We start from the raw sequence: 26,663 nt of genomic DNA, 5'->3' as shown, positions 1-26,663 counted from the left end.
TGCCATCAGCCTCATTTTTCAAGCAGCGATTGCAGCCTAGATTGGCCTCCAAGACGCGGGCACACCGCCCCGCCCCACTCTCGGAGAATCCACCATGAGCAAGACCGTCATCGTCACCGGCGCCTCCAGCGGCCTCGGCTTCGCCATCGCCCGCGCCTACCTGGAGCGCGGCTACAACGTGGTCGGCAACGCCCGCACCGAGGCACGCCTGCAGGAAGCCGCAGCCAAGCTGGGCAACCCGCACAACTTCCTCACCGTGGCCGGCGACATCGCCCAGGCGGAAACCGCCAAACGCCTGTTCGCCCAGGCCATCGAGGCTTTCAGCCGGGTGGACATCCTGATCAACAACGCCGGAATCTTCATTCCCAAGCCGGTCACCGATTACACCGAGGAAGAGGTGAACGCCATCGTCGGCACCAACCTGATGGGCTTCTTCTACCCGTCCCAGGCCGCCGCGCAACACATGTCGGCCAATGGCTCCGGGCACATCGTCACCATCACCGCGTCGATCGCGATGCAGCCCAATGTGAAGGTGCCGGCGCTGCTGCCGGTGCTGATCAAGGGCGGCCTGAACAGCGCGGTGCGCGGGCTGGCCCTGGAGCTGGCCGCCTCCCATGTGCAGGTCAACGCCGTGGCGCCGGGGATCATCGAGACTCCGCTGCACGGCGATGACGAAGGCACCCGCGCGTTCCTCCGTGGCCTGTCGCCCAGTGGCGAGATCGGCAGCCCGCAGGATATCGTCGATGCCGTGCTCTACCTGACCGACTCGACCTTCGTCAGCGGCACCATCCTAAACGTCGACGGTGGCTCCACCACCGGCGTCTGGTAAGCAACCCACCTCGAACAACAACGGAGAACTGCAATGCCCTACGTGAATATCCAGGTCACCGACGAAGGCGTGACCGCCGATGAACGCCGCCAGCTCATCGAAGGCGTCACCGAACTGCTGGAGCGCGTGCTGCGCAAGCCGCCGTCCACCACCTACGTGGTGATCCAGGAAATCGCCACCGATAGCTGGGGCGTGGGCGGCAAGACCGTCGCCGAGCTGAAGGCGCAGGGCAAGCACGGCAGCAGCTGACCCAGCGGGCACGCCGGGGGTTCGCCAGAGCCTCCGGCGCTTGCCATGCACCAAGCTGGTGCTGATAGCATCGAGTGCCTACCTGCTCCTTCGACAGCCGAGGCAAGGAATGCTCGTCGCGCTCAAACATTACCCGCTACAGGTCAACCTGCTGCTCTGCGGTACGTTCCTGCTGACCCTCGGAAGGGCGATCACCCTGCCCTACCTGGTCATCTACCTCTCGACGAACTTCGACCTGCCCGTCAGCCAGATCGGCCTGATCATGGGCGGCGCCCTGTTCGGTGGCTCGCTGCTCAGCCTCTACGGCGGCTTCCTGATCGACCGCATGCCCGGTTTCCGCCTGATCCTGGGCTTCGGCGCCTGCTTCGTCGCGGCCTTCGCCGGCATGCTGCTGACATCCCAGCTGTGGTTGTTCTTCCTCTTCCTGCTGGGATTCAACTTCGCCTACTCGGTCACCGACGTGGTGGTGAAGACCATTTTCGGCCGCCTGTTACCGGCGGGCGAACAGGGCCGCGCCTTTTCCATCCGCTACACCCTGATCAACCTCGCCTACGCCACCGGCCCCTTCGCCGGCGCGGCGCTGGCGCAGTGGAACCAGCACCTGCCGTTCGTGGTGTCGGCAAGCCTGGGCAGCCTGTTCCTGCTGGCCTTCCTGCGCTTCGGCGACCGCGCCATGCGCCCCGCGGAAGGCGTCGCGCCGCCGTCCTTCCTCGCGGTCATGGGCGTGCTTTCGAAGGACCACCGGCTGATGTACTTCACCATCGGCGGTGTGCTCACCGCTGTGGTGTTCGGCCAGTTCTCCGCCTACCTCTCGCAGTACCTGGTGGCCACCGGGACGGCGGAATACGCCTACCAGGTGATCCAGACGCTGCTTGGGGTGAACGCGGTGACGGTGATCGCCCTGCAGTACCTGCTGGGCAAGCGCATCGGCAACGAGCACCTGCAGCGCTGGCTGATCGTCGGCCTCGGCCTTTTCGTGCTGGGCATTGTCGGCTTCGGCCTGTCCCATAGCCTGGTGCACTGGGGGCTGGCAATGGTGGTGTTCACCCTGGGCGAAATCATCGTGATCCCCGCCGAATACATGTTCATCGACCGCATCGCCCCGCCGCACCTGCGCGGCGTGTACTACGGCACGCAGAACCTGGCTAACCTCGGCGGCGCCTTCGGGCCGATCCTGGTGGGCTACTTTCTGGCGCTGTTCGCCCCGCACTGGGTGTTCGTCATGCTCGGCGCTTTCATCGTCGGCGGCGGGGTGTTCTATGTGATCGGCTCGAATCTGAGCCGGCGCAGCGCCAGCGGGGCTTGACCTCAAGTCCACTTGAACCGGGATGCTGGGCTCCATCGACGCCATCGAGGAGCCCACCATGTCCCATTCCATCGTTACCCTCCTGCACATCGCCGCCATCGGCCTCGGCGCCACCTTGCTGATGGATGCCTGGAGCATCCTGCGCAAGCGTCTGCTGGGCATTCCTTCGCTGGACTACGCCCTGGTCGGGCGCTGGGTGGGCCACATGCCACTCGGTCAGTTCCACCACGTTGCCATCGGCAAGGCCGCCCCGATCACTGGTGAGCGCGCGCTGGGCTGGATCGTGCACTACCTGACGGGCGTCGCCTTCGCCCTGGCGTTCGTCATGTTCGATGGCCAGTGGCTGTGCCAGCCCACGCCGCTGCCCGCCCTGCTGTTCGGGCTGGTAACCGTGCTGCTGCCGTTCTTCATCATGCAGCCTGCGCTTGGCCTCGGCCTCGCCGCCGCGAAAAGCGCCAACCCCACGAAGGCGAGGCTGCACAGCCTGCTGACCCATCTGATCTTCGGCATCGGCCTGTACCTCACAGCTTTCCTGCTCGCTCCGCTCCGGTGTGCCGGCTGAGCTGGACTACCCTTCTCTGCGAGAAACCAGAGTGCAGGACTACACGGATGAGCCGCATCGTCATTGCCGATCCACACCCCTTCATCCGCGAGGCGCTACGCCAGCGCCTCGTGCAGGCCGGACATGACGTCATCGGCGAAACCGATGACGGCCGCGACGCGCTGTCCCTGGTGCAGCGCCTGCACCCGGACCTGCTGATCCTCGACCTCGACCTGCCGCGCCTGGGCGGCCTGGAGCTGCTGCGCCGCCTGCGCAGCGACAAGGCCCGGCAGAAGTCGCTGGTATTCACCCACCTGTCCGGCGCGCAATACCAGCAACTGAGCCAGCAGGCCGGCGCCCAGGGCTTCGTTCACAAGGACGACCTGCCCACCGAGCTGGACGAAGCGGTCAAGCTGGTGCTCAGCGGTCGCACGGTATTCCGCACCCGGCGGCCCGACGCATGGGGCGACGGCACGATGCCGCTTGAACACATCACGCCGCGCGAACTGACGGTCCTGCACTATCTGGCGCAGGGCTACCGGGTGAAGGACATCGCCGAGGAACTGGCGATCAGCGACCGCACGGTGAGTACCTACAAGACCCGCCTGCTGGAAAAGACCCAGAGCGACTCGCTGGTCGACCTGGTATCCGCCGCCCATGCCCGCGGCCTGCTGAGCAACCAGCAACTCAGCCATCTCGCCCAGGAGCCTTCCCCTGCGGCTGGAGGAGCGGATGATCTGATCCAGTTGATGGAGATCCTGCCCAATGCCGTGAGCCTGTGGAGCGTCGAGGGTGAGCTGCTCGCCTGCAACCAGCGCTTCGCCGATGTGCACCACAAGAACAAGACAGACCTGCCAGGCGCGCAAATTTTCGATCTGGGCATGACGGAAGCGGGGCACATTGCCCGCGCCCGGCAGGAGTTTCTCAAGGGCGCCGCCAGCGGCATGCCTTTTTCCCTGATCTCCGCCGGTAACCTGGATGCGGAGCGGCGAACCTATCGGCTGATCGGTGTGCCGATCAAGGACGGCGACGGCGCGGTGCTAGGCGTGATGTGCTCCTACGTCGACATCACCGAGCACGAGCGCTACATCGAGCACCTGCAGGAATCCAAGGCCTACCTGGAGTCGATATTCGCCAGCCGCAGCCAGTTTCTGTCATCCGCTGGCCGCGACCTGCTGCAGGAGCTGGATGCGTTGGGGACGCTGCTGTCGGCAGCCCGCACGCGCCATCCCCAGGACCCACTGCTGGGAGAAGCGCCCCCTTATCTGGAGCGGATGCGCGACAAGATCGAGGTGCTGCTCGAACTGATCGATATGGAACGCGAGACCGTGCTGACCATTCCCCACTCGAAGGAACTCAACCGTCTGACCCGCAAGACCCTGGAGGCAACCCACCCGAACCAGGCATTCGTACCGACCAGCGACGACCACTGGGCCTGGATCGATCCGAACCGTTACCAGCACTTGCTCAATGTACTGGTACGCACCTTCGAAAAAGCGGGGCTGCCTGCGCTCACCCTGCATGCCGAAGTGATCTCACAGCCCTTCGCCGAAATCACCTGGCAATTGACCTTCCAGACTGTCGATGGCGCTCCCGCAGAGTCGCTGCTCGAAGGGATCGACAAGCAGGCCAGCTACCATCTGGCCCGACGCCTGTGCCGCCTGCTCGAAGGAACCGTGCAGATCGGCAGTGACAGCCGACAAGAGGTCGTCGCCTTGATCCAGCTCAAGCTTCCCAAGGGAACACCGCGAATCTAGTGAAATCACTACAACGCTATCAGGCAGCCACGATGGGACCACCGCGCCCCTGATCCGATGCTCGCTCCATGAACTTTCCTGGAGCCGCATCATGAACGACCTCGACCGCACTCCCCCTTCTTCCACGACGCAATCCTCCCTCATGCGGCTACGCCGCTCCCACCTCGCCCAGGCCATCAGCCTGATCCTTGCCAGCGTGTTCAGCCTTCGGGTGATCGAAGCCGAAGCCGAGGACACCGTCACCGAGGCAGACACCGACGACCTCAACCTGCCGTCCGAGGCCGGCGCGGTTTTCGAGCCCAGCCATCCGAGTTATCTCGACCTCGCCCTGCAAGCCGCTCATGAAGTACCGGCGGTGTTCGCCAGCCGCGCCTTGCTCGGCGCCCCGCCGCCCATCACCGTGACCACGACCGGCGGCATCGGCATCGCCACCGCCGGCGTCCATGCCGAGCCCACCATCAGACTTGCCGCCGCCAACGCAACAGGGGTGAAGACCAGCGGCAACGCCAGCATCAGCCAGGGGCGCATCGAGAACAGCGCCACCACCGCTGCGGCTGCCAAAGGCCAGACCGGCGCACACGTCAGTGCCGGGGATACGCTGACGATCAGCGACAGCAGCATCGTCCTCGACCCGAAAACCACCGCCAGCGTGGCGATCACCACCAATGACCTTACCGGCGTGCGCGTCGACGCCAACGGCACAGCGCAACTGTCCGACACCCAGGTACTGATCGGCGGTGGCGCCAAAGGCAACAACAACCGCGGGATCGTGGTCACCCACGGCCAGTTGGACATGCACCGCGGCTCAGTGGGCACGCAATCCTGGGGCGCCGCCGGCGTCACCCTGGAGAACGGCGCACAGGCCCGGCTGGACGAAGTCGCCGTCACCACCATCGGCGCCCGCAGCACCGCCACCGGCGGTGCCCATGGCGTGCTGGTCACTGGCGCCAGCTCGCTGGCCGCTACCGGTGGCACGATCGATACCACCGGTGGATCGGCCTACGGCCTGCGCGTCGACAGCGGCTCCTCGGCCGACCTGCATGGCACAGCCATCACCACGGCGGGTGGCAACGGCCACGGCGTTCTGGTGGACGCCGCCGGCGCCACTCTCGACGGCGGCTCGGTCACTACTTCCGGCAAGGGCTCCGTCGGTGTCTGGGCGCGCAACGGCGCGACGGTGAACCTGACGGGCGATACACGGATTCACACCAGCGGCGCGGCGGTCTCCGCCGCCACCCCGGTGGATGACGAGAAAGTGCTGAGTTTGAGCCACGGCCTGCTGGCTGGCGGCGCCGGCACCGTCATCGACGCGGACGGCGTGATCCTCGACATCGCCGCCGGCAGCGCCAGCGCCGCGCGTGGCGAGGAAGGCGCGCAGATCACCCTGAACGATGCGGACATCACGGTCAGCGGCAGCGCCACGAGCACCGCCACGACCGCCGCCCTTCACGCCCTCTCCGGCAGCCATATCGACCTCTCGAACTCCACCCTCGATGTATCGGGCACCAATGTCGGCGGCGCTCGCGCCGAAGGCAGCGGCAGCCATATCCTGCTGAGCCACTCCAGCGCCAACGTCAGCGGCGCCGGCAACGTCGCCAACCCGGCCGCCGGTGCACGGGCCATGGACGGCGCCAGTGTCGCGCTGGATCATGCCACCTTGCAGGTGCACGGCCTGACTTACGGCCACGGCGTCTCTATCGAAGGCAGCGGCTCCAGCGGCGACATCCGCCACTCCACGGTGAGCGTGGACGGCAACCGTTCCATCGGCCTCAACATCACCGGTGGCGCCACGGCCACGGTCGACGCCAGCAGCCTTTCGGTCGACGCCCCGCCCGGTGCCGTCGGCCCCTGGTCGCCGGGCGTGCTGGTGGACGGTGCGGGATCGGCGCTGCGCATGACCGGCAGCGACGTGCGCACCACGCCCAAGACCAGCTATGGCGTGCAGGTGCGCGAAGGCGCCGACGCGGTCGTCAGCAACGGCAGCATCACCACCCACGGCAACTACTCCACCGCGCTGGCGGCCGGCAGCTCGTCCAGCGCCGCGCCGGCCTCGACCCTCACGGCGAGCAACCTGACCGTCACCACCCACGGCAACGACAACGCCATGGGCATCGTCGCCGACCTGGGCGCAACGGTGATCGTCCATGGTGGTTCGGTCACAACCACCGGCAACGGCTCTCCGGTGGCCAGCCACCTGACCTTTCCCCACGCACTGGCGGCGCGCAACCCCGGCGCCCTGCTGGTGGCCGACGGCACCAGCGTCCTGACGCAAGGCGCACAGGCCTACGGCGCCGCCGTCGATGATGGCGGCCGCATGCAACTGGACAACCTCAGCGTGAAGACCGAAGGCAGCTACTCCGTTGGCCTCTACGCCGGCATCGGCTCCGCCAAGCCAGGCGCGGTTGGCCTGACAGCCAGTCACGTCAGCGTGCAGACCAGCGGTGACCACGCCGCCGGCGCGATGGTCAGCCGGCACTACAAGAGCGAGACCGCAACGCTCGACCTGAGCGACAGCAGTATCGCTACCCTGGGCGCCAGCTCCCATGGCCTGCGGGCCGAATCCGGTGGCGCGCTGAGCGCGACCAACAGCACCGTCAGCACCCAGGGCGAACAGGCCGTTGGCGTGTTCGCCAACAACACCGCCACTGCCCATCTGGATGGCGTGAGCGTGAATTCCCAGGGCAGCCTCGGCCACGGCGTAGTGGCCCGGCAAGGCGGCAGTGTCGACGCCGAGTCCGTGGTAGTGGCTGCCCACGGCGCGCAATCGGCAGCACTCTATGTCCAGGGCACCGACGCACTGCCGGGCCAGGTACGCATGGATCGTGCGACGCTGTCCAACCGCGACGGCGCCACCATCGCCACCGCCGGTGTTGCCGACATCGCCCTCAGCCACTCCCTGGCGGGAGGCAGCGGCCAATGGCTGAATGTCGATCGCTCGGTGGCCAGCGACGGCAGCGCCATTCCCGACATGGGCACCGGCCAGTGGCAGGGCATCGGCACCAGCCAGGATGCCGCCGGCAACGCCCGCCTGGACCTGTCGTCCTCCCTGGTCTCCGGCACGGCGAAAACCGCCGCCGGCAGCCAATCAGACGTGACCCTGCGCGACACCAGCCTGTGGCAGCTCACCGGCGATTCGAACCTGAGCAGCCTGCGCAACGACGCCAGCCTGGTCGACTTCAGCGCCGAGGGCGGCTACAAGCGACTCACCGTCAATGAGTATCACGGCGCCAACGGCACCCTCGCGCTGAACACCTACCTCTACAAGGACGACTCGCCCTCCGACCAGTTGGTGATCGACGGCGGCCAGGCCACCGGCGAGAGCAACCTGCGGATCAAGAACGCCGGCGGACCCGGCGCGCTGACCGAAGGCAACGGCATCAAGGTGGTGGACGCGGTGAACGGCGGTACCACCGAGGCGGAGGCCTTCCGCCTGCTCAACCGGGTCAAGGCAGGCCCGTACGAATACACGCTGCACCGCGCCAGCCTTGACGACAGCAACAGTGAAGCCTGGTACCTGCGCTCGACGAAAGACACGCCGCCGGTTGATCCGGTTGATCCGGTCGATCCGAAAGACCCGAGCGATCCCGTCGATCCGGCCCCCCACATCACGCCAGATGATCCGACGCCGCCCCGGCAAGTCCCCAACTATCGCGCGGAAACCTCGCTCTACAGCGCCCTCCCCGCCATGGCGCTGAACTACAGCCGCGCCCTGGTCGACACCCTGCACGAACGCGTGGGCGAGGAGCGGCGCAATGACACCGACCCGCTGCCCAGCGAAGACACCGACACCTATGGGCCGTCACTGGGCTGGGGCCGGGTGATCCACCAGAAGGGCAAGGACAGCCTGCCCGGCGGCGCGGACTACGACTACCGTATCCAGGCCTTCCAGGTCGGCGCCGACCTCTACCGCAACGAAGACACCGATGGCAGCACCGACCAGGCCGGCCTCTCGCTGCAGGCCGGGCGCATCAAGGGCAGCGTCGACCATACCGATGGACAGGGCGCCGGTGACGACACCCTGCGTTCCTACGGCATCGGCGGCTACTGGACACACTTCGGGCCAAAAGGCTGGTACCTCGACGGCGTACTGCAATTCAACCGCTTCGACATGAAGGCCCACACCAACGACGCCGACTCGCTGAAAACCCGGGGCCACGGCATCACCGCCTCGCTGGAGGCCGGTTATCCCTTCAAGGTGAACCGCGACAAGACGCTCCACGTCGAGCCCCAGGCGCAACTGATCGCCAGCCGGCTGAAACTCGACGACGCCCATGACGACGCGGCGGACGTGCGCTTCGAGGACGTGGACTCGCTGACCGGGCGGCTTGGGGTGCGGATCGACAAGGACTGGTTCCGCGAGGACGACGAGGGTCGCCTGCACCGCACCAACGTCTGGGTACGGCCCAGCGTCTGGCACGAATTCGAAGGCAAGGCCAAGACAGAGTTCTCCTCGGCCAACGGCTACATCCCCTTCGGCACCGACATGAATGGCACCTGGGGCGAACTGAACCTGGGCGTGGACTACCAGCTCAACGACCGTACCAGCGTCACCGGCTCGCTCGGATATCAGAAGTCTTTCGATGGTGAAGGACGTAGCTACGAAGGCATTCTTGGAATCAAGGTGAAGTTCTGAATTCGACTATTGATCGGCGCGGCGCCAGTGCCGCGCCGACTTTCTACTCCAGACAGGAGATCGTCATGCTCAACCAACACGACCTCGTGCTGCGCGCTGTGCGCACGACTTCCTACAACAACGAAATCGCCGCCGAGCTGCTGCAGGAGCTGAGTTCCTGCAACGTCAGCGACGAACAGGCCCGCCGCATCCGCAGCGCTGCCCGCCAGCTACTGCTCGATGCCGATGCGCTGGAATGCGTCTGGCAGGAACTCAGTAATCGGTAGGAGTGGACGCCGGCCATGATCGCCGCCGGGCCGGACCACGGGCGGATCGGCGGGAAATCCGATCCTGCAAGGCTCAACCCTGCTGCATCCCCGCTCGCTTGAGCAGTTGCTTGCAGCGCTCCGACAGATGCACCACGCGCAGATGCTTGCCGGCCTTGGCGTAGCGCTCGCGCAGGGTCATCAGCGCGGCAATGGCCGAGTAGTCGACGAAGCTCAGGTGCGCGCAGTCCAGGGTGACCTGCGGCGGGTCATTGGCCGGGTCGAACTGGTTGAGGAAGGGCGTGGTGGAGGCGAAGAACAGCGTGCCGTGAAGGCGGTACAGCTTGCTGCCGTCCGCCTCGTCATGGATGTCCGCATACAACTCGCGGGCATGCTTCCAGGCGAAGTCCAGCGCCGCCAGGATGATGCCGCAGAACACCGCGGTGGCCAGGTCCGTCGCCACGGTGATGGCGGTTACCGCGATGATCACCAGCACATCGCTTGCCGGCACCTTGTTCAGCACCCGCAGCGAAGCCCAGGCGAAGGTCTGCTGGGACACCACGAACATCACGCCCACCAGCGCCGCCAGCGGGATGCGTTCGATCAGCGGCGAGAGGAACAGCACGAAGAGCAGGATCATCACCCCGGCCACCACGCCGGAGAGCCGCCCACGGCCACCAGAGCTGAGGTTGATCACCGTCTGGCCGATCATCGCGCAGCCACCCATGCCGCCGAACAGCCCGGAAACGATGTTGGCCCCGCCCAGCGCCACGCATTCACGGTCCGGGTAGCCGCGGGTCTCGGTGATCTCGTCGGTGAGGTTGAGGGTCAGCAGGGTTTCCAGGATGCCGACCATGGCCATGAGGAAGGCATAGGGCGCGATGATCCCGAGGGTTTCCAGGGTCCACGGAATCTGCGGCAAGGCGAACGGCGGCAGGCCACCGGCGATGTGCGCCATGTCACCGAGCGTGCGGGTCGGCAGGTTCAGCAGGTAGACCAGCAACCCCACGCCAAGGATCGCCACCAGCGCCGGGGGTACCGCTCGCGTCAGCTTCGGCAGCCCGTAGACCACCGCCATGGTCAGCGCCACCAGGCCCAGCATCACGTACAGCGGGTTACCGCTGAGCCAGTGCTCGCCGTCCTTGAAGTGTTCGAGCTGGGCCATGGCGATGACGATCGCCAGGCCGTTGACGAAGCCCAGCATCACCGGATGCGGCACCATCCGCACCAGCTTGCCCAGGCGCAGCACGCCGAACAGGATCATCACCAGACCGCCCAGCAACACCGTGGCCAGCAGGTACTGCACACCGTGCTGCACCACCAGCGCGACGATGACTACCGCCATCGATCCGGCGGCGCCGGAGACCATGCCCGGGCGGCCACCGAACAGTGCGGTGAGGGTGCAGAGGATAAAGGCGCCGTACAGGCCCATCAGCGGGTTGAGGTGGGCGACCAGGGCGAAGGCGATGCACTCGGGCACCAGCGCGAAGGACGTGGTGAGTCCGGCCAGGACATCGGCACGCAGGCGGGCGGGTTTCATTTTTCTACTCGGAACGGGGACTTCGAAGGGCCGGCAATGGTACGGAAAACCGCCCTGCCCGGCCACCCGCCGCTCCCGCTCAGGGCACGCGATGCGTGCTGTCAGGCCTGGGTCTGGACCAACGAACCGTGCAGGAACAGTTGCTCCAGCACGTGGGCGGAGCTGGAACTGGCGGCGCGGCCGTAGCGCTCGGCGTCGACCATGCCGTAGAGCATCGAGAGGAAGAGTTCGGTGAACACGGCGGCGGTGATGTCGATACGCAGCACGCCGCTTTGCTGGCCGCGCAGGAAGAAGGCGTCCACCGCCTCGGTGTAGTAGCCCCAGCGCTCGGTCGTCGCCTCCATGTCGAGGTTCTCGGCGCGGTACTGGAACAGCAGGAAGTTCAGCATGTCGCGGTGCTTGAGGTGTTCGGCGATCAGCCGGCGCAGCGCCTCCAGCGGTTCGGCCTGCTGCAGCTCGGCGGCCTCGAGGATCTGCCGGATCACCACGTGGCCATAGTCTTCCAGCATCTCCATCAGCCCGTCGCGGGTACCGCAGAAGCGATGTAGCGTGGCCTTGCTCACCCCCGCCGACTCCGCCAGCTCCTTCAGCGTCGCCCGTGGGCGGTCGACGATGGCGACGGCCAGCGCCTTGAGCAGACGTTCATCATGGGCGGAGAGAGTCATTCGGGGCCTCGTGTCAGGTGGCGGATCGTCTCATTGTGCAGAAAAGGACCTCTCTTTTGAAAGGTCATGACACATTTTATACACCATAGAAGCAAATGAGACATTCTTGACTCATTTTGACTTTGAAAGGATCATACGCACCTTTCCAGATAGACAGACCCGGGTGAATCATGGGCAGGTTGCGTGCAGTAGGGACAATCAGTGCGCTGGTAGCGGCGCTAGCGTTGGCGGGTTGCGGACAGTCCGCAGAACCGGAGGCCGCCGCCGAAACGGCGCGCCCGGTGGATGTGGTGGCGGTCGCGACCGAACCCCTCACCCTGACCTCGGAGTTGCCGGGGCGCATCGAGCCGATGCGCGTCGCCGAAGTGCGGGCGCGGGTGGCGGGCATCGTGATGCAGAAGCGCTTCGAGGAAGGTGCCGACGTCAAGGCCGGCGACCTGTTGTTCCAGATCGACCCGGCGCCGCTGAAGGCCGCTGTGTCCCGCGCCGAAGGTGAACTGGCGCGGGCCCAGGCCGCGCAGCAGGAAGCCCAGGCGCGGGTGAAACGCTACGAGCCGCTGGTGAAGATCGAAGCGGTCAGCCAGCAGGACTTCGACACCGCCACCGCCGACCTGCGCAGTGCCCAGGCCTCGGTGCGCTCGGCGCAGGCCGACCTGGAAACCGCGCGCTTGAACCTGGGCTATGCCTCGGTCAAGGCGCCGATCTCCGGGCGTATCGGCCGCGCACTGGTGACCGAAGGCGCGCTGGTCGGCCAGGGCGACGCCACGCTGATGGCGCGCATCCAGCAACTCGATCCGATCTATGCCGACTTCACCCAACCGGTGGCCGACGCCCTGCGCCTGCGGGAAGCGCTGAAGAGCGGCAACCTCCCCGCCGGCCAGAGCCAGGCCCTGAGCCTGCGCGTGGAAGGCACCCAATACGAGCGCCAGGGCGAATTGCTGTTCACCGATATCTCGGTGGACCGCGGCACCGGCCAGGTTTCGCTGCGCGGCAAGTTCGACAACGCCGACGGCTTGCTGCTGCCAGGCATGTACGTGCGCGTCACGGCCCCGCAGGGTACCGACGCCAAGGCCATCCTCGTGCCGCAACGCGCCGTGCAGCGCGCCACCGATGGCACCGCCCACGTGCTGGTGATCGGCGCAGAGAACCGTGTCGAGACGCGCCAGGTACAGACCGGCGCCATGCAGGGCGCGCGCTGGCAGATCAGCCAGGGCCTGGCCAGCGGCGACCAGGTGATCGTCGGCGGCCTCACCGGCCTGCAGCCCGGCGCCAAGGTCGAGGCCCGTCACGCCCCTGAGCAACAGCAGGCGTCGCGCCAGTAAGGCAGCGCCGAGGAATTCCCCATGTCACTGTTCTTCATCAAGCGCCCCAACTTCGCGTGGGTGGTGGCGCTGTTCATTTCCCTGGCCGGCCTGCTGGCGATTCCGCTGCTGCCAGTTGCACAGTACCCCAGCGTGGCGCCGCCGCAGATCACCGTTACCGCCACCTACCCCGGCGCCTCGGCGCAGGTGCTGGTGGACTCGGTCACCAGCGTGATCGAAGAGGAGCTCAACGGCGCCAAGGGCCTGCTCTACTTCGAATCCACCAGCAACTCCAACGGCATGGCCGAAGTGGTGGTCACCTTCCAGCCCGGCACTAATCCCGAGCTGGCCCAGGTGGACGTGCAGAACCGCCTGAAGAAGGCCGAGGCACGCATGCCCCAGGCCGTGCTCACGCAGGGCCTGGAAGTCGAGCAGACCAGCGCCGGCTTCCTGCTGATCTACGCGCTGAACTACAAGGAAGGCTCGCAGCGCACCGATACCACCGCCCTGGGCGACTACGCCGCGCGCAACATCAACAACGAGCTGCGCCGCGTACAAGGCGTCGGCAAGCTGCAGTTCTTCTCCTCCGAAGCCGCCATGCGCGTGTGGATCGACCCGCAGAAACTGGTCGGCTACGGCCTGTCCATCGATGACGTGGGCAACGCCATTCGCGGGCAGAACGTGCAGGTACCGGCCGGCAGCTTCGGCGCTTCCCCCGGCAGCACCGAGCAGGAGCTGACCGCCACCCTCGCCGTGAAGGGCACCCTGGACGACCCGGCGGAGTTCGGCCGTATCGTCCTGCGCGCCAATCCAGACGGCTCCAGCGTGAAGCTGGCCGACGTGGCGCGCCTGGAAGTCGGCAGCGAAAGCTATAACTTCACCGCCCGCCTGGACGGCAAGCCCACCGTGGCCGGCGCCATCCAGCTCTCCCCCGGCGCCAACGCCCTGCAGACCGCCGCCCTGGTGAAGGAGCGCCTGGCCGAGCTGTCGGTGAATTTCCCCGACGACGTCGAGTACTCGGTGCCCTACGACACCTCGCGCTTCGTCGACGTGGCCATCGAGAAGGTCATCCACACCCTGCTCGAAGCCATGGTGCTGGTGTTCCTGGTGATGTTCCTGTTCCTGCAGAACGTGCGCTACACCCTGATCCCGGCCATCGTCGTGCCGGTGTGCCTGCTGGGTACGCTGACGATGATGTACCTGCTGGGCTTCTCGGTGAACATGATGACCATGTTCGGCATGGTGCTGGCCATCGGCATCCTGGTGGACGACGCCATCGTGGTGGTGGAGAACGTCGAGCGGATCATGGCCGAGGAAGGCCTGTCCCCGGCGAAGGCCACGGTCAAGGCGATGGGCCAGGTGTCCGGTGCGATCATCGGCATCACCCTGGTGCTCTCGGCGGTGTTCCTGCCGCTGGCGTTCATGGCCGGTTCGGTGGGCGTGATCTACCAGCAGTTCTCCCTGTCGCTGGCGGTGTCGATCCTGTTCTCCGGCTTCCTCGCCCTGACCTTCACTCCGGCGCTATGCGCCACGCTGCTCAAGCCGATCCCGGCGGGCCATCACGAGAAACGCGGCTTCTTCGGCGCCTTCAACCGTGGCTTCACGCGCCTGACCGAGCGCTACACGCGGCTCAACAGCGCGCTGGTGAAACGCGCCGGGCGCTACATGCTGATCTACGCCGGCATCCTCGCCCTGCTCGGCTACAGCTACCTGCGCCTGCCGGAATCCTTCGTGCCGGTGGAAGATCAGGGCTACATGATCGTCGACATCCAGCTGCCGCCGGGCGCCACCCGCGCGCGGGCCGACATCACCGGCCAGGAGTTGGAGAAGTTCCTCGCTTCGCGTGAAGCCGTGGCCTCGTCCTTCCTGGTGATGGGCTTCAGCTTCTCCGGCATGGGCGAGAACGCCGCGCTGGCCTTCCCGACCCTGAAGGACTGGTCCGTGCGCGACAAGTCGCAGTCCGCCGAAGCGGAAACCGCCGCGGTGAACGAGCGTTTCGCCGGCATCAGCGACGGCGCGATCATGGCCGTGACCCCGCCGCCGATTGACGGCCTGGGCAACTCCGGTGGCTTCTCGCTGCGCCTGCAGGACCGCGCCGGCCTCGGCCGCGAGGCACTGCTCGCGGCCCGCGACCAGTTGCTCGGGCAGGCCAACGGCAACCCGAAGATCCTCTACGCGATGATGGAAGGCCTCGCCGAGGCGCCACAGCTGCGCGTCGAAATCGACCGCGAGAAGGCGCGTACCCTGGGCGTCAGTTTCGAGTCCATCAGCAGTGCGCTGTCCACCGCCTTCGGTTCGTCGGTGATCAACGACTTCGCCAACGCCGGCCGCCAGCAACGCGTGGTGGTGCAGGCCGAACAGGGTGACCGGATGACCCCGGAAGCCGTGCTCAAGCTCTATGTGCCCAACACCAGCGGCGAGCTGGTGCCGCTGTCCGCCTTCGTCAGCACCCGCTGGGAAGAAGGCCCGGTGCAGCTGGCGCGTTACAACGGTTACCCGTCGATCCGTATCGCCGGCGACGCTGCACCGGGGGTGAGTACCGGCGAAGCCATGGCCGAGATGCAGCGCCTGGCCTCAGAGCTGCCGGCCGGCATCGGTTACGAGTGGACCGGCCTGTCCTACCAGGAGAAGGTCGCCAGCGGCCAGGCGAGCCAGCTGTTCGCCCTGGCTATTCTGGTGGTGTTCCTGCTGCTGGTGGCGCTCTACGAGAGCTGGGCGATCCCGCTGTCGGTGATGCTCATCGTGCCCATCGGCGCCCTCGGCGCGGTATTGGCGGTGACGGTCACCGGGCTGCCCAACGACGTGTACTTCAAGGTCGGCCTGATCACCGTCATCGGTCTCGCGGCGAAGAACGCGATCCTCATCGTGGAGTTCGCCAAGGAGCTCTGGGAACAGGGCCACAGCCTGCGCGACGCCGCGATCCAGGCCGCGCGCCTGCGCTTCCGCCCGATCATCATGACCTCCATGGCCTTCATCCTCGGCGTGGTGCCGCTGGTGGTCGCCAGCGGCGCCGGCGCGGCGAGCCAGCGCGCCCTGGGTACCGGGGTGATCGGCGGGATGCTCAGCGCCACGCTGCTGGGGGTGATCTTCGTGCCCATCTGCTTCGTCTGGCTGCTGTCGCTGCTGCGTCGCCAACCGAAAACCACGCACCAAACTTCGGAGGTCGCGCAATGACCGCCCTGCATAAACCCGCCTGCGCCTTGCTGCTGGCGCTGAGCCTGGCCGGCTGCTCGATGGCGCCCACCTACGAACGCCCCGAGGCACCGGTGGCGTCGAGCTGGAATAGCCCGGCCGCGAAAACCGGCCAGGCCGCCAGCAACCTCGACTGGCAGACCTTCATCGTCGACAGCGAGCTGCGCAATCTGGTGGGCGTCGCCCTGGACAACAACCGCTCGCTGCGCCAGACCCTGCTGGACATCGAGCAGGCCCGCGCGCAGTACCGCATCCAGCGTTCGGAGCGCGTGCCGGGGCTGAACGCCTCGGCCAATGGCAATCGCCAGCGGTTGCCGGCTGACCTGTCCAATAGCGGCGGTTCCGCGGTGAGCAGCAGCTATCAGGTCGGCCTCGCGCTGCCCGAGTACGAGCTGGACCTGTTCGGCCGGGTGAAGAGCCTGACCGACGCCGCACTGGAGCAGTACCTCTCCACCGAGGAAGCCGGCCGCAGCGCACGCATCGCGCTGATAGCCGAAGTCAGCCAGGCCTACCTGACCTATGACGGCGCCCAGCGTCGCCTGCAACTGACCGAGCAGACCCTCGCCAGCCGCGAGGACTCGCTCAGCCTGATCAGCCAGCGGCGTAGCGCCGGCGCGGCCACCGCGCTGGATTACCAGGAGGCACTGGGGCTGGTCGAACAGTCTCGCGCGGAGCTGGAAAGCAATGCGCGGCAGAAGCAGCAGGCGTTCAACGCGCTGGTGCTACTGCTCGGCACGCCGGACGCGGCCCAACGCATTGCGCAGGTGCCGCAGGACAAGCCGATGCTGATCCAGGACATCGCTCCTGGAGCCCCATCGGAGCTGATTGAGCGGCGCCCGGACATCCTCGCCGCCGAGCACGTACTCAAGGCGCGCAACGCCGATATCGGCGCGGCCCGCGCGGCGTTCTTCCCGCGCATCAGCCTGACCGGCAGCTTCGGTACGTCCAGTGCGGAAATGTCCGGGTTGTTCGACGGTGGCTCGCGTTCGTGGAGCTTCGTGCCGACGCTTTCGCTGCCGATCTTCGATGCCGGTCGCAACAGCGCCAATCTCGACCTGGCCAAGGTGCGCAAGGACTCCGCCGTGGCCGCCTACGAAGGGACCATCCAGACGGCGTTCCGTGAAGTCGCTGACGCGCTTGCAGCGACCGATACTCTACGCCGCGAGGAAGCCGCACGTCGGGCCCTGGCCAACACCACCAACGAGACGCTGAAGCTGGCCAAGGCGCGCTACGAAGGCGGCGTGGACAGCCACCTGCGCTACCTCGATGCGCAACGCAGCAACTTCGTCAACGAGTCGGCCTACATCGAGACCAGCACCCAGCGGCAGATCGCCCTGGTGGACCTATTCCGCGCCCTCGGCGGTGGCTGGAGCGGCGAGGTGACGGTGCGGCGCTGATCCACCACCTTGGCTCCAGTACACGTAGGGCGCATAACCCGGAACGGGTTATCCGCCGCCATGGCGGATAACGCCTCCGGCGTTATGCGCCCTACGGTGCTGCTCCTCTGCCGGCGGATGACGATCGCGGACGGAGTCCGCTCCTACCGGGCTTGATGCTTGCATAGGAGCGACTGCCTTCTTTCAGGAAGTCCGTACCGATGCATTCCCCTCACCCCGGCCCTGGCTGCGCGCCCCGCTCCTCAGGGAGGGGGGCAGTTCGAGCCGACTGACGCGAAGGTTTCATCCTGCACCGGACGGCCCCCTCTCCCTGAGGGAGAGGGGGCAGTTCGAGCCGACTGACGTGAAGGTTCCATCCTGCACCGGACGGTCCCCTCTCCCCCTGGGAGAGGGTTAGGGTGAGGGCCGCCCCAAGCACAGAGGCAACTCGTGGGAGCGGGCCCGCGATCAGCCAGCCGGTTATCTCGATGCCCGCACCTGTGGAGCTTCCAGCCTTTTCGCAGGGTTCATCTGATCACGACAGCGGCCAATCAGCCGCCGAACACCGGCCGGAAGAAACTCCGCTCGTAGCTGAGGATGCAGCGGGTTTCCTCGGCGTAACGGAACGCCGCCTGGCACTCGGGATCGTCCATGGACTGCTGCCGGTAGCGTTCGTAATCGGCCAGGCTGGGGAAGGTGAACATCGCCAGGGCAATGTTGTTCGCGCCCTCCGAAGGCAGGAAGTAACCGTGGTGCTGTCCGCCGAAGCGCTCCACCAGCGGGATCCACAACCGGCCGTAATGTTCGAATTCCTTGAGCTTGTACGGGTCCAGCACGTAGCGCAGGTAACAGGTAACCATCTTGCCAACTCTCTTCCGGTGAAAGGGATGGCCACACTACCCATTCCTCGCGGCGAGTCGTTAGCTCGTCCACGTACGCTTATGGATTTGGCAGACGTGCCGGGGCCGAGCCCTCCCCGGCGGGACAGCACGTCATCAGCAGTTGCCTGCCGCGCCGGTTGCTGCGTGATGGACTTCGCGGACAAGGTCCGCTCCTACGAGTGCCAGCAAGCAGGTCCTGGCCTGTAGGAGCGGACCTTGTCCGCGAAATCCTGGCGCAGCCAGGACAACGGCCGAAACCAAGGACTCGGCCCCACCAACCGCCGAAAAAATACCCCTTGAGACATATCACCCCGATCCCACCCCTGGCCCGGTAGACTGGTCGAACTGGATCACCGGGTGCACCACACCCCTTCCCACAAGCGCCAGCGCAAGGCCAGCGCGGAGCACAAAGGCATGTACTTCGACATCATCCTCGACCTCTTCGCGGCGCTCTGCTTCGGCGCGCTGATCGGCATGGAGCGTCAATGGCGCCAGCGCTTCACGGGCGTCGCCACCCACGGCCTGGTTTCCCTCGGCGCCGCCACCTTCGCTACCCTGCCCTTCCTCATGGGCGCGGAGGACCAGGTGGTGCGTATGTCCGCCCAGGTGGTCACCGGTATCGGCTTCCTCGGCGCCGGTGTGATCATGCGCGATGGCTTGAGCGTGCGTGGCCTGAGCACCGCGGCGACGATCTGGTGTACCGGCGCGGTGGGCGTGCTGGCGGGGAGCGGATTCCTCGCGGCGGCGTTGGTCGCCACCCTGCTGATCGTGCTGTGCAACCTCACCCTGCCCTCGGTGACGCGCTGGATCCAGCGCCACGCCCCCATCGAGCCGAGCAGCGAGCGCTACTACACGGTCGAGGCGGTCACCGAAGCGCATCAGGAAGCGCTGGTGCGCTCCACCTTGCTACGTCGGCTGAGCGCGAATGGCCTGGCCCTGCAAAGCCTGGAAAGCCACGCCCGCAAGACCGGCGGCGAAGTGGAAGTGGCCGCCCTGGTGCTGGCCCCCAGCGACAAGGACAGCCTGCTGGAATCCCTGGTCGGCGAACTGGCATTGGCGCCCTATGTGTCAGCGGCGAGCTGGTCGGTCAGCGACGGCCCGCAGTAAGCGTCGCGGTACGAAAAAAGGGAGCCCGTCGGCTCCCTTTTTCGTTGCCCACGGCGATCAGGCGAAGACGAAATACTTGCGTACCGTTTCCACCACTTCCCAAGTCCCTTTCATGCCCGGCTCGATGACGAACACGTCGCCTGCGCGCAGATGGATCGGCTGCTCACCCTCGGGGTGATGACGCAGTAGCCGTCGAGGAAATGGCAGTACTCCCACTTCTCGTAGTTCACCTCGAACTTGCCAGGTGTGCAGATCCAGGTGCCCATGATCTTGCTGCCGTCCGCCGAGAGGTAGGCGTTGAGGTTGACGGTGTGCGGGTCGCCGCCGATGCGCTTCCACTTGGTGGCGTCCAGCACGGGCGTCGGGTAGGTGTTGCGCAGGACGGTGATGAAATCGGACATGACAGCTCCAGATTATTGCAGTGAAGGTCCGTCACCCTAGGCGTCGCCTGCGCGCGAGGGTTGCCTGGTTCCGACATCGGTATGCCTGGAAGCGCTGCCCCGCCCGCACAACAACAGCACATAGACGAAAACCTAAACGAACGTTAAAAATCTATGCTGTGCGACACGGCAGGAAAATTCTAAAACATGGAATTCAATAATATAACCAATACAAAAAATTGGAAAATCGGCGAATGACTGAAGAACAAAAAAACAAAACCAGACAACGACACATCAAAAAAATACGAACATCCATCATGAGTTTATTGCTGATACCGACATTAGCAATTTCGACTGAAGCTACAAAACCAGCCACAACAAGTAATATCGCGAAAAAGATAAATAAAATTTACGTACCTATTTTTGGCCGCATGGACGGATCATCATTTTACGTTCACTATTGCCTACCAGAATTCACCCCCATACAGCTAGCCAACTGCGCCATTAAAATTCCTGCAGGCAAAAAAAACCCCGACTTAATTCAGGTTCAATATTTCAATCAAGGCCTTTGGAAAGAAAAAAAATCTCAAAACCTCGAAGGCTACACCAACTTTATTTTTCCATTCGAATTAAACAGAAGCATCTCACCAAATAATCCATACAAAAAATTATACGAAGAAACAAGCTTCGCAAAAAATAGGCGCCAAACCAAACTACTTGAAAGCCAATCATCCACAACACACCCAGATCTTGAATGGTATACAGAAAAGAATGTAACCGGGGGATGGTGGGTGCCAAAAAACAAAACAGAGCTAAAGACTTTCATTGGCAACCCACCAATATTTTCGTGCTCAGATTCATTCTGCAACGTCACAATCGATTTAGAAAACGGGTGGATAGCTAAAGCGCAGTTCGATGAATCAGCGCTAAACAACTGGCGAGCTTTTTTTGAAAAATTCAAGAACTCCACAAAAACAATAATGGGGGATTAGAAATCAGTTACGCCTTTACAGAACCCCGTTAAGTCAGTATGCAAGCGAAAGCCTTAGCGAGCGGAAAATTAAAAATAACGCGGGTGATGAAAGTGATTTTGTTATTTCCAATTCTAGTGGTCGCCTATGCACTCATCGGCATGGTTGTCAGCGCATATTCTGGATTCATAGTTAAAACGCGAGGAAATAGCTATTTTTCGGCACTTACCGCTTCTGCGGTAGTGTTTGGTATATTTTTTGGAAGTGAAATCTATACCTATCTCTCTTGGAAGTCGGTCTGCAGATCCGATGCGGGCATGCACTTTGATAAGGCGATACCAGTGGAAGGTTTTTTCGACACGGGGGATGGAGCTGAGTTCAATGCAGAATCATTTCTGAAAAAAGGATACAGATTTGTTGAGGTTAACAAAATCAGGGGGGAAGGTTTTTATAGATTTTCTTATGACGGCTCGGGACTATCCAAGGTATCAATCTCCAACTTAAGCAGCGAATACTCTTATGCTATGCGCCGAGGCGTACATGGAAAATATATCTTAACTCAGACTACATCTATCCAAAATATTCAGACAGGAGATGTAGTTGGGAGATCTACTACGGCTATTCTGGAGGATTCATAATTCAATTAATCAGAAGCTTTATCGGGGCTAACAAGGAAGGAAGCGCTTCTTACTGCTATGGCAATAGCGCTGGGAAAAGCATTATCAATGAATTGATACCACCAAAAGGAAAACCGTGATGATCGGCAATATTATTGATCATTCAAATCCCTGCAAAGCGAAATCCCTCTGAAATTCACTCCTGCCCAATTCGCAAACCCGCGCGCAGTCCTGAGCTTGCCGTATTCACAGCGCGTGGCCGCCCCTACCTGACAGATTTGTCATCGCCGCCTCACCGGCCCGTTATCCGTGCTCCTACACGATGCCCGTGGCCCTCGCCACGCCTGGGCGAAAACAACAACAGCAGGCGGTAACCAAACCATCCTGCCCTTAGGAGCACATTCATGTATCGCACGCATCGAAAGTACCGACACAAATTCCCGCTGGCGGCTTCGCTGCTGGCACTGGGGGTCGCTTCGCCGGCCGCCCTGGCCGAAGGCAAGTCCGAAGAGAAGCCCGAAGGCTTCATCGAAGGCGCCAGCCTGGAAATCCTCAACCGCAACCTGTACTTCAACCGCGACGCCCGCCACGGCCAGTCCATGCCGCCACGCGGCAACGGCTACTCGGAAGTCTGGGCCCAGGGGATCATCGGCAAGTTCGAATCCGGCTTCACCCAGGGCACGGTCGGCGTCGGGGTGGACGCCTTCGCCATGCTCGGCTTCCAGCTCGATACCGGTGATGGCCGCAACGGCGCCGGCAGCTCGGTGGATGTACTGCCCACCGACAACGACGGGCGCACCGAGAGCGATTACGCCAAGGCCGGCGGCGCCGCCAAGGTGCGCCTGTGGGACACGGTGCTGAAGGTCGGTGATGTGTTCCCGGAAACCCCCGTGGTGCACTACGGCGACTCGCGCCTGCTGCCCGAATCCTTCCGTGGTTTCACCCTGCAGAACACCAGCCTCGACGGCCTGACTCTGCAAGGCGGACGGCTGCACTCCATGAGCCAGCCGCAATCACGGCAGATGGACGACGGCTTCGCCACCTTCTACGCAGGCCCCGTGGATTCGCCCTGGCTCGCCTATGGCGGCGGCGACTACAGCATCAACGACAACGCCAGTGTCAGCCTCTACAGCAGCCGCCTGAAGGATGCGTGGAACCAGTATTACTTCGGCACCGCGCTGAACTTCCCGCTCAGCGAGGCCGTGGAACTGTTCGGCGGCTTCAACTACTACAAGTCGGTGGACGACGGCCGCGAGCTGCTCGGCGAGTTCAACACCAACATCTGGAGCGCCAGCGCCGGCGTGCACTTCGGCGCCCACCGCATCGCCGTCAGCCACCAGCGCAACAATGGCAACAACGACTTCGACTACCTGCGCCAGGCCGACTCCATCTACCTGGACAACTCCATCCAGTACAGCGACTTCAACTCACCGAAGGAGCGTTCCTGGATGGTCCGCTACGACCTCGACATGGCCACCTACGGCGTGCCCGGTCTGAGCTTCATGACCCGCTACGCGCGCGGTACCGACGCCGACTACTCCAACGCCAACTCCGTCTACATGCGTCGCGATGGCAACGGCGATCCGCTCACCGACCAGAAGCGCTGGGAGCGCGACATCGAGGCGAAGTACGTGTTCCAGGAAGGCCAGCTCAAGGACCTGTCCCTGCGCGTGCGCCAGGCCACCACCCGCGCCACGGCCTTCGAATCGGACCTGGACGAAGTGCGGCTGATCGTCGAGTACCCGCTCTACATTCTGTGATCGCGCGCGCCTTGTGGGTGGATGACGGAATTGTCAGCTGCGCCTCAGCCTCCCGTTAGGCACCGTTGCGTATAACGGAAGTCATCACCGCCCCCCAAGGCCGTGGTGATGATTTCCCTGCAGTACCGTTCCCCTCCCTGGTGCTCCACGTGCCCCTTTGGAGGGAGAGGAACTCTCGGCGCCCGCATGGGCGCCTTTTTTTCGTGCATCGTCCTGGCAGGCCGGATTTAGAAGCGCTCATCGCGAATCGCCGGGAGAACGAGTTCGCGAACGTAGGAAGCACCGGAAAGCCGCAACAACGCATCGACCATCCTGGCCACATCGTGCAGTGGAACCTGACGTCCCTCCCCTCGCCGCGCGGCATCCTCCACCGGGGTGGACAACGGGTCGTCGGTATTCAGGTCGCCCAACTGCAGCACGGTCACTGCCAGGTTCCAGCCCCTGAAGCCTTCGCGCAACGCATCGGCCACGCCATTGAGGGCGAACTTGGAGGCGCCGAAGGCCACTTCCGGTCGTCCGCTCTGGCGCAAAGCCGAGGTCGATCCCGTCAGGATCAGCTGCGGCCGTGGCGAATCCAGCAACCTGGGGACCAGGCGCTTGAGCAGGAGCAGCGTAGCGGTGATGTTCACGTCCACCATCCTGCCGATGGACTCGTCGGAGTCGGCGAGGAAGGAGTATTGCTCAGTGAAGGCATGCTCTTCCCAGATGCCGACGTTGCAGATCAGCACATCGAGTTCGGCAGGCGCCTGGGCCTCGATGGCCGCCACGGCTGCCCCGGGCTCGGCCAGATCGGCTTCGATCCACTCCAGGCGAACCCCTGCCGGAATTTCCAGCGACTCGGGGCGTCTGCGCGACACCCCGACGATGGTGTCGCCCGGTCTGCCCAGGCCCTGGGCCAGAGCAGATCCCAGCCCCCTGCTCGCGCCCACGATCATGATATTCATCGTATCTCCCCCCGCCTTTCGGCCCTGTGGTGTTTGCCAGCGCCGCGCGTACTACATCCAGCGGACATTGAGGATGACGAAGCCGAGCAGCACCCAGACCACCAGCACCAGATGCGTCAATTGCAACCCTTCCTGGCGAATCCAGTAGCCGAACCAGAGCCCACCCAGGAGCATCGCGAAGAGGAACGCGAGGGCGGCGCTGGAGGCCAGGTTCAACCAGGGCCGGGCCGCCTCCGGGCCAGCGCCCAGGAGCAGGAAATAGCAGCCCGTCCAGGCCGCGAGTACAGCGATCCCCTGGAGCGCCACGATGAGGGCCAGCGCCAGGCGATGCAGGGCGGGCGACGTCAGTGCTCGCGCCAGCATCGGTGTCTCGATTGGCGGTGCCTGGCGCAATGGAACCATCGCCATGGTCGCTCCGACGGCGCCCGCCGAGCCGGCGAAGGTGTGGAGGTTGTTGATCAGCGCAATACTCAGCCAGAGGCTGAATCCCAGGGCGTGCACCGCCTGGAAAATCATCAGTGAAGTGTGGGTGTCCATGCCTGGTCCTTGTGGGGCCGTTTTCCAGGTGCGCTGGATGGCCGAAATCCCGGTCACACTCCGCGCGCGCCTGTCCTGTGTCCTTGCCGGCAAGGGCGGATTCGCCACTGCGGGAAAGTTCGGGCAGGACTCTAAAACCTCAATCTAACTTGAGGTCAAGAGAGAAAATCGCCCTGCAATAAACCGAAACCACTGCATGGAAAATTCCGCTCCGGTTGGCGCCTGGAACAGGCCGGCTGGCCCGCGATGGGGCTTGCTCCGCAATGATGGCACGCATATATTGCGAAGCATTCTCAAATGCCAATTAAAATCATGACTAGCGCTCCGCCCTCCTCGCCTCTCCTTGCGCGTGACACCGTAGATCAGCTCTACCGCGAGCACAACGGCTGGCTGAAGGGCTGGCTGCGCAAGCGCCTGGGCTGCCCGCAGAACGCCGCCGACCTGGCCCACGACACCTTCGTGCGCATCCTGGCGTCCCGCGACCTGCTTGGCCTGCAGGAGCCGCGCGCGTTCATCGGCACCATCGCCCGTCGCTTGCTCATCGACCGCGCCCGCCGGCAGGCCATCGAGCAGGCCTACCTGGAAGAATTGGCACGGGTAGCGGACGAAGGCGCCGGTTACCCTTCCGCCGAACAGGTCGCCGACGCGATCGACGCGCTGGAACAGATCGCCCAGGCGCTGCTCGGACTCAACGCCAAGGCGCGCATGGCCTTTCTGCTGCGCCATCTCGACGGCCTGCCCCACGAACAGATCGCGGAACGCCTTGGCGTCTCCACGCGCATGGTGCAGAAATACCTGGTGCAGGCGCTGCTGCACTGCCATCGCCAGCTGGGTGAGGCGTGACGGCCATGCGTGACGAAGCCCTGCTGAACGAAGCCGCCGAATGGCTGGTACGCCTGGAAGACGAGCCGCAGCGGCAAGCCGAATTCGATGCCTGGTGCGCCAGCGACCCGCGCCGTGCCGCAGCGGCGCGCAGCCTGACGAACATGCTGCAGCGTTTCGACCTGCTCAGCGCGGCGCCCGCGCACGCCGCGCTGGATGCCGCGCAGGACCTCGACCACCAGCGCCGCAGCCGCCGCTCCGGTGGCGTTGCGCTGGCCCTGGCCTTTGCGACACTACTGCCGCTGGGGATGTTCCTGCACGCCAACCCGCCGTCTTATCTGCTCGCCGACCTTCGCACCGGCACCAGCCAGTGGCAGCAAACCCGCCTGGACGATGGCAGCCAGGTCATCCTCGACGGACGCTCGGCGGCCGACCTCGACTTCGATGCCCACCGACGTACCGTGCGCCTCATCCAGGGTGACATCCTGGTGGAAGTGGCCCATGACAGCGCTCGCCCCTTCATCGTCGAGACCGCCCACGGCAGCATTCGCGCCCTGGGCACGCGCTTCATCGTCGAGCGCCGCGACGACGCCACCTGGCTGACCATGCTCGAATCCCGCGTCGAGGTGCGCAGCGTCACCGGCGCCACCGTGGAAGTGGCGGCAGGCCAGCGCCTGCGCCTGGATGACCAGGGGCTCGGCCAGCCGCAGCGGGTGGACAGCAGCACCTTCGAACACGCCTGGCGCAACCACCAGTGGGTGGTGTGGGACCGCCCCCTGCCCGAGGTGCTGAAGGAGCTGGACCGCACCTTCAACGGCTACCTGGCCTACGACGCCAAGGCCCTGGCCGACCTGCGGGTTTCCGCGGTGTTGCCGATGGACGATCCGCAACGCGCATTGCGCTTGCTGGCGCGCAGCTTCCCGCTGCAGGTGAAGTCCTACGGCCCGTGGCTGCTGCAGGTGAGTCGGGAAAATTCACGCGAATAATTATTTTTCACCGTCGGTTCCAGT

At 64.5% G+C, this 26,663-nt stretch carries 21 protein-coding genes and 1 pseudogene; 16 read left to right on the top strand and 6 right to left on the bottom strand.

Annotation, left to right across the window (positions count from 1 at the left end; genetic code table 11):
• Positions 1–94 precede the first annotated feature (94 nt).
• The 7 genes from JVX91_RS17450 (at position 95) to JVX91_RS17420 (ending at position 9,581) form a co-directional block, all read left to right on the top strand.
• Positions 95–829 carry an SDR family oxidoreductase gene (locus tag JVX91_RS17450; protein WP_205335451.1) on the top strand — a complete coding sequence of 245 codons (735 nt, stop codon included), beginning with the start codon at positions 95–97 and terminating at the stop codon, positions 827–829.
• 33 nt (positions 830–862) lie between these two features.
• Positions 863–1,078, top strand: a complete 216-nt coding sequence (locus tag JVX91_RS17445; RefSeq protein WP_045207268.1) for a 4-oxalocrotonate tautomerase family protein — start codon at positions 863–865, stop codon at positions 1,076–1,078.
• A 109-nt stretch (positions 1,079–1,187) separates the two neighbouring features.
• Positions 1,188–2,384, top strand: coding sequence for an MFS transporter (locus tag JVX91_RS17440; RefSeq protein WP_205335450.1), 1,197 nt, complete (start codon positions 1,188–1,190; stop codon positions 2,382–2,384).
• A gap of 58 nt (positions 2,385–2,442) precedes the next feature.
• Positions 2,443–2,946 (top strand): DUF2938 domain-containing protein, encoded by a 504-nt coding sequence (locus JVX91_RS17435; RefSeq protein ID WP_205335449.1) that lies wholly within the window; start codon positions 2,443–2,445, stop codon positions 2,944–2,946.
• 47 nt (positions 2,947–2,993) lie between these two features.
• The gene (locus JVX91_RS17430; RefSeq protein WP_205335448.1) at positions 2,994–4,682 is read left to right on the top strand and encodes a response regulator; all 1,689 of its coding nucleotides are present in this window, start codon (positions 2,994–2,996) and stop codon (positions 4,680–4,682) included.
• A gap of 91 nt (positions 4,683–4,773) precedes the next feature.
• Positions 4,774–9,315 (top strand): autotransporter outer membrane beta-barrel domain-containing protein, encoded by a 4,542-nt coding sequence (locus JVX91_RS17425; RefSeq protein WP_205335447.1) that lies wholly within the window; start codon positions 4,774–4,776, stop codon positions 9,313–9,315.
• A 65-nt stretch (positions 9,316–9,380) separates the two neighbouring features.
• Positions 9,381–9,581, top strand: coding sequence for a hypothetical protein (locus JVX91_RS17420; RefSeq protein WP_205335446.1), 201 nt, complete (start codon positions 9,381–9,383; stop codon positions 9,579–9,581).
• 73 nt (positions 9,582–9,654) lie between these two features.
• Here the strand turns inward: JVX91_RS17420 and JVX91_RS17415 are convergent, their stop codons facing one another.
• Together JVX91_RS17415 and JVX91_RS17410 are read right to left on the bottom strand one after the other, a co-directional pair.
• On the bottom strand, positions 9,655–11,100 hold the full coding sequence (locus tag JVX91_RS17415; RefSeq protein WP_205335445.1) for a SulP family inorganic anion transporter: 1,446 nt from the start codon (positions 11,098–11,100) through the stop codon (positions 9,655–9,657).
• 101 nt (positions 11,101–11,201) lie between these two features.
• Positions 11,202–11,765, bottom strand: a complete 564-nt coding sequence (locus tag JVX91_RS17410; RefSeq protein WP_205335444.1) for a TetR/AcrR family transcriptional regulator — start codon at positions 11,763–11,765, stop codon at positions 11,202–11,204.
• Positions 11,766–11,935: 170 nt separating this feature from the next.
• Here JVX91_RS17410 and JVX91_RS17405 point away from each other — a divergent pair, with 170 nt between their 5' ends.
• Genes JVX91_RS17405 through JVX91_RS17395 form a run of 3 tightly spaced genes read left to right on the top strand, consistent with a single transcriptional unit; the run spans position 11,936 to position 17,655 of the window.
• Positions 11,936–13,087, top strand: coding sequence for a MexC family multidrug efflux RND transporter periplasmic adaptor subunit (locus JVX91_RS17405; protein ID WP_205335443.1), 1,152 nt, complete (start codon positions 11,936–11,938; stop codon positions 13,085–13,087).
• 21 nt (positions 13,088–13,108) lie between these two features.
• Positions 13,109–16,240, top strand: a complete 3,132-nt coding sequence (locus JVX91_RS17400; protein ID WP_205335442.1) for an efflux RND transporter permease subunit — start codon at positions 13,109–13,111, stop codon at positions 16,238–16,240.
• Positions 16,237–17,655 (top strand): efflux transporter outer membrane subunit, encoded by a 1,419-nt coding sequence (locus JVX91_RS17395; protein ID WP_205335441.1) that lies wholly within the window; start codon positions 16,237–16,239, stop codon positions 17,653–17,655. Before JVX91_RS17400 ends, JVX91_RS17395 begins: the two co-directional genes overlap by 4 nt.
• 530 nt (positions 17,656–18,185) lie before the next feature.
• Here JVX91_RS17395 and JVX91_RS17390 read toward each other — a convergent pair.
• Complete coding sequence (locus JVX91_RS17390; RefSeq protein WP_205335440.1) at positions 18,186–18,494, bottom strand: NIPSNAP family protein; 309 nt, start codon at positions 18,492–18,494, stop codon at positions 18,186–18,188.
• Between the two features lie 435 nt (positions 18,495–18,929).
• On the opposite strand from JVX91_RS17390, the gene JVX91_RS17385 reads away from it, so the two are divergent.
• Positions 18,930–19,622, top strand: a complete 693-nt coding sequence (locus tag JVX91_RS17385) for an MgtC/SapB family protein (RefSeq protein ID WP_205340033.1) — start codon at positions 18,930–18,932, stop codon at positions 19,620–19,622.
• Between the two features lie 57 nt (positions 19,623–19,679).
• Here JVX91_RS17385 and JVX91_RS17380 read toward each other — a convergent pair.
• Positions 19,680–20,023: pseudogene (locus JVX91_RS17380) on the bottom strand (cupin domain-containing protein).
• A gap of 233 nt (positions 20,024–20,256) precedes the next feature.
• Here JVX91_RS17380 and JVX91_RS17375 point away from each other — a divergent pair.
• The 3 genes from JVX91_RS17375 (at position 20,257) to JVX91_RS17365 (ending at position 23,350) form a co-directional block, all read left to right on the top strand.
• Positions 20,257–20,994 carry a hypothetical protein gene (locus JVX91_RS17375; protein ID WP_205335439.1) on the top strand — a complete coding sequence of 246 codons (738 nt, stop codon included), beginning with the start codon at positions 20,257–20,259 and terminating at the stop codon, positions 20,992–20,994.
• A gap of 38 nt (positions 20,995–21,032) precedes the next feature.
• A complete protein-coding gene (locus JVX91_RS17370; protein ID WP_205335438.1) occupies positions 21,033–21,611 on the top strand; it encodes a hypothetical protein in 579 nt (192 codons plus the stop codon).
• Positions 21,612–21,994: 383 nt separating this feature from the next.
• On the top strand, positions 21,995–23,350 hold the full coding sequence (locus JVX91_RS17365) for an OprD family porin (protein ID WP_205335437.1): 1,356 nt from the start codon (positions 21,995–21,997) through the stop codon (positions 23,348–23,350).
• A gap of 227 nt (positions 23,351–23,577) precedes the next feature.
• Here the strand turns inward: JVX91_RS17365 and JVX91_RS17360 are convergent, their stop codons facing one another.
• Complete coding sequence (locus JVX91_RS17360) at positions 23,578–24,294, bottom strand: SDR family oxidoreductase (protein ID WP_205335436.1); 717 nt, start codon at positions 24,292–24,294, stop codon at positions 23,578–23,580.
• A 51-nt stretch (positions 24,295–24,345) separates the two neighbouring features.
• Complete coding sequence (locus JVX91_RS17355) at positions 24,346–24,831, bottom strand: DUF2165 family protein (protein ID WP_205335435.1); 486 nt, start codon at positions 24,829–24,831, stop codon at positions 24,346–24,348.
• Positions 24,832–25,143: 312 nt separating this feature from the next.
• Here JVX91_RS17355 and JVX91_RS17350 point away from each other — a divergent pair, with 312 nt between their 5' ends.
• Together JVX91_RS17350 and JVX91_RS17345 are read left to right on the top strand one after the other, a co-directional pair.
• A complete protein-coding gene (locus JVX91_RS17350) occupies positions 25,144–25,674 on the top strand; it encodes a sigma-70 family RNA polymerase sigma factor (protein ID WP_205335434.1) in 531 nt (176 codons plus the stop codon).
• A 5-nt stretch (positions 25,675–25,679) separates the two neighbouring features.
• Positions 25,680–26,639: a FecR domain-containing protein gene (locus JVX91_RS17345; protein ID WP_205335433.1), complete on the top strand. Its 960-nt coding sequence runs from the start codon at positions 25,680–25,682 to the stop codon at positions 26,637–26,639.
• The last annotated feature ends 24 nt before the right edge of the window (positions 26,640–26,663 follow it).

The organism is Pseudomonas sp. PDNC002 (genome assembly GCF_016919445.1).
Taxonomy (GTDB): Bacteria; Pseudomonadota; Gammaproteobacteria; order Pseudomonadales; family Pseudomonadaceae; genus Pseudomonas.
This window is presented reverse-complemented; position numbering and strand designations above follow the sequence as displayed.

What these genes read in the sequence shown, in the direction of transcription:
- JVX91_RS17450 (WP_205335451.1), top strand. Translation starts at nt 95, where the DNA reads ATGAGCAAGACCGTCATCGTCACCGGCGCCTCCAGCGGCCTCGGCTTC.
- JVX91_RS17445 (WP_045207268.1), top strand. Translation starts at nt 863, where the DNA reads ATGCCCTACGTGAATATCCAGGTCACCGACGAAGGCGTGACCGCCGAT.
- JVX91_RS17440 (WP_205335450.1), top strand. Translation starts at nt 1,188, where the DNA reads ATGCTCGTCGCGCTCAAACATTACCCGCTACAGGTCAACCTGCTGCTC.
- JVX91_RS17435 (WP_205335449.1), top strand. Translation starts at nt 2,443, where the DNA reads ATGTCCCATTCCATCGTTACCCTCCTGCACATCGCCGCCATCGGCCTC.
- JVX91_RS17430 (WP_205335448.1), top strand. Translation starts at nt 2,994, where the DNA reads ATGAGCCGCATCGTCATTGCCGATCCACACCCCTTCATCCGCGAGGCG.
- JVX91_RS17425 (WP_205335447.1), top strand. Translation starts at nt 4,774, where the DNA reads ATGAACGACCTCGACCGCACTCCCCCTTCTTCCACGACGCAATCCTCC.
- JVX91_RS17420 (WP_205335446.1), top strand. Translation starts at nt 9,381, where the DNA reads ATGCTCAACCAACACGACCTCGTGCTGCGCGCTGTGCGCACGACTTCC.
- JVX91_RS17415 (WP_205335445.1), bottom strand. Translation starts at nt 11,100, where the DNA reads ATGAAACCCGCCCGCCTGCGTGCCGATGTCCTGGCCGGACTCACCACG.
- JVX91_RS17410 (WP_205335444.1), bottom strand. Translation starts at nt 11,765, where the DNA reads ATGACTCTCTCCGCCCATGATGAACGTCTGCTCAAGGCGCTGGCCGTC.
- JVX91_RS17405 (WP_205335443.1), top strand. Translation starts at nt 11,936, where the DNA reads ATGGGCAGGTTGCGTGCAGTAGGGACAATCAGTGCGCTGGTAGCGGCG.
- JVX91_RS17400 (WP_205335442.1), top strand. Translation starts at nt 13,109, where the DNA reads ATGTCACTGTTCTTCATCAAGCGCCCCAACTTCGCGTGGGTGGTGGCG.
- JVX91_RS17395 (WP_205335441.1), top strand. Translation starts at nt 16,237, where the DNA reads ATGACCGCCCTGCATAAACCCGCCTGCGCCTTGCTGCTGGCGCTGAGC.
- JVX91_RS17390 (WP_205335440.1), bottom strand. Translation starts at nt 18,494, where the DNA reads ATGGTTACCTGTTACCTGCGCTACGTGCTGGACCCGTACAAGCTCAAG.
- JVX91_RS17385 (WP_205340033.1), top strand. Translation starts at nt 18,930, where the DNA reads ATGTACTTCGACATCATCCTCGACCTCTTCGCGGCGCTCTGCTTCGGC.
- JVX91_RS17375 (WP_205335439.1), top strand. Translation starts at nt 20,257, where the DNA reads ATGACTGAAGAACAAAAAAACAAAACCAGACAACGACACATCAAAAAA.
- JVX91_RS17370 (WP_205335438.1), top strand. Translation starts at nt 21,033, where the DNA reads ATGCAAGCGAAAGCCTTAGCGAGCGGAAAATTAAAAATAACGCGGGTG.
- JVX91_RS17365 (WP_205335437.1), top strand. Translation starts at nt 21,995, where the DNA reads ATGTATCGCACGCATCGAAAGTACCGACACAAATTCCCGCTGGCGGCT.
- JVX91_RS17360 (WP_205335436.1), bottom strand. Translation starts at nt 24,294, where the DNA reads ATGAATATCATGATCGTGGGCGCGAGCAGGGGGCTGGGATCTGCTCTG.
- JVX91_RS17355 (WP_205335435.1), bottom strand. Translation starts at nt 24,831, where the DNA reads ATGGACACCCACACTTCACTGATGATTTTCCAGGCGGTGCACGCCCTG.
- JVX91_RS17350 (WP_205335434.1), top strand. Translation starts at nt 25,144, where the DNA reads ATGACTAGCGCTCCGCCCTCCTCGCCTCTCCTTGCGCGTGACACCGTA.
- JVX91_RS17345 (WP_205335433.1), top strand. Translation starts at nt 25,680, where the DNA reads ATGCGTGACGAAGCCCTGCTGAACGAAGCCGCCGAATGGCTGGTACGC.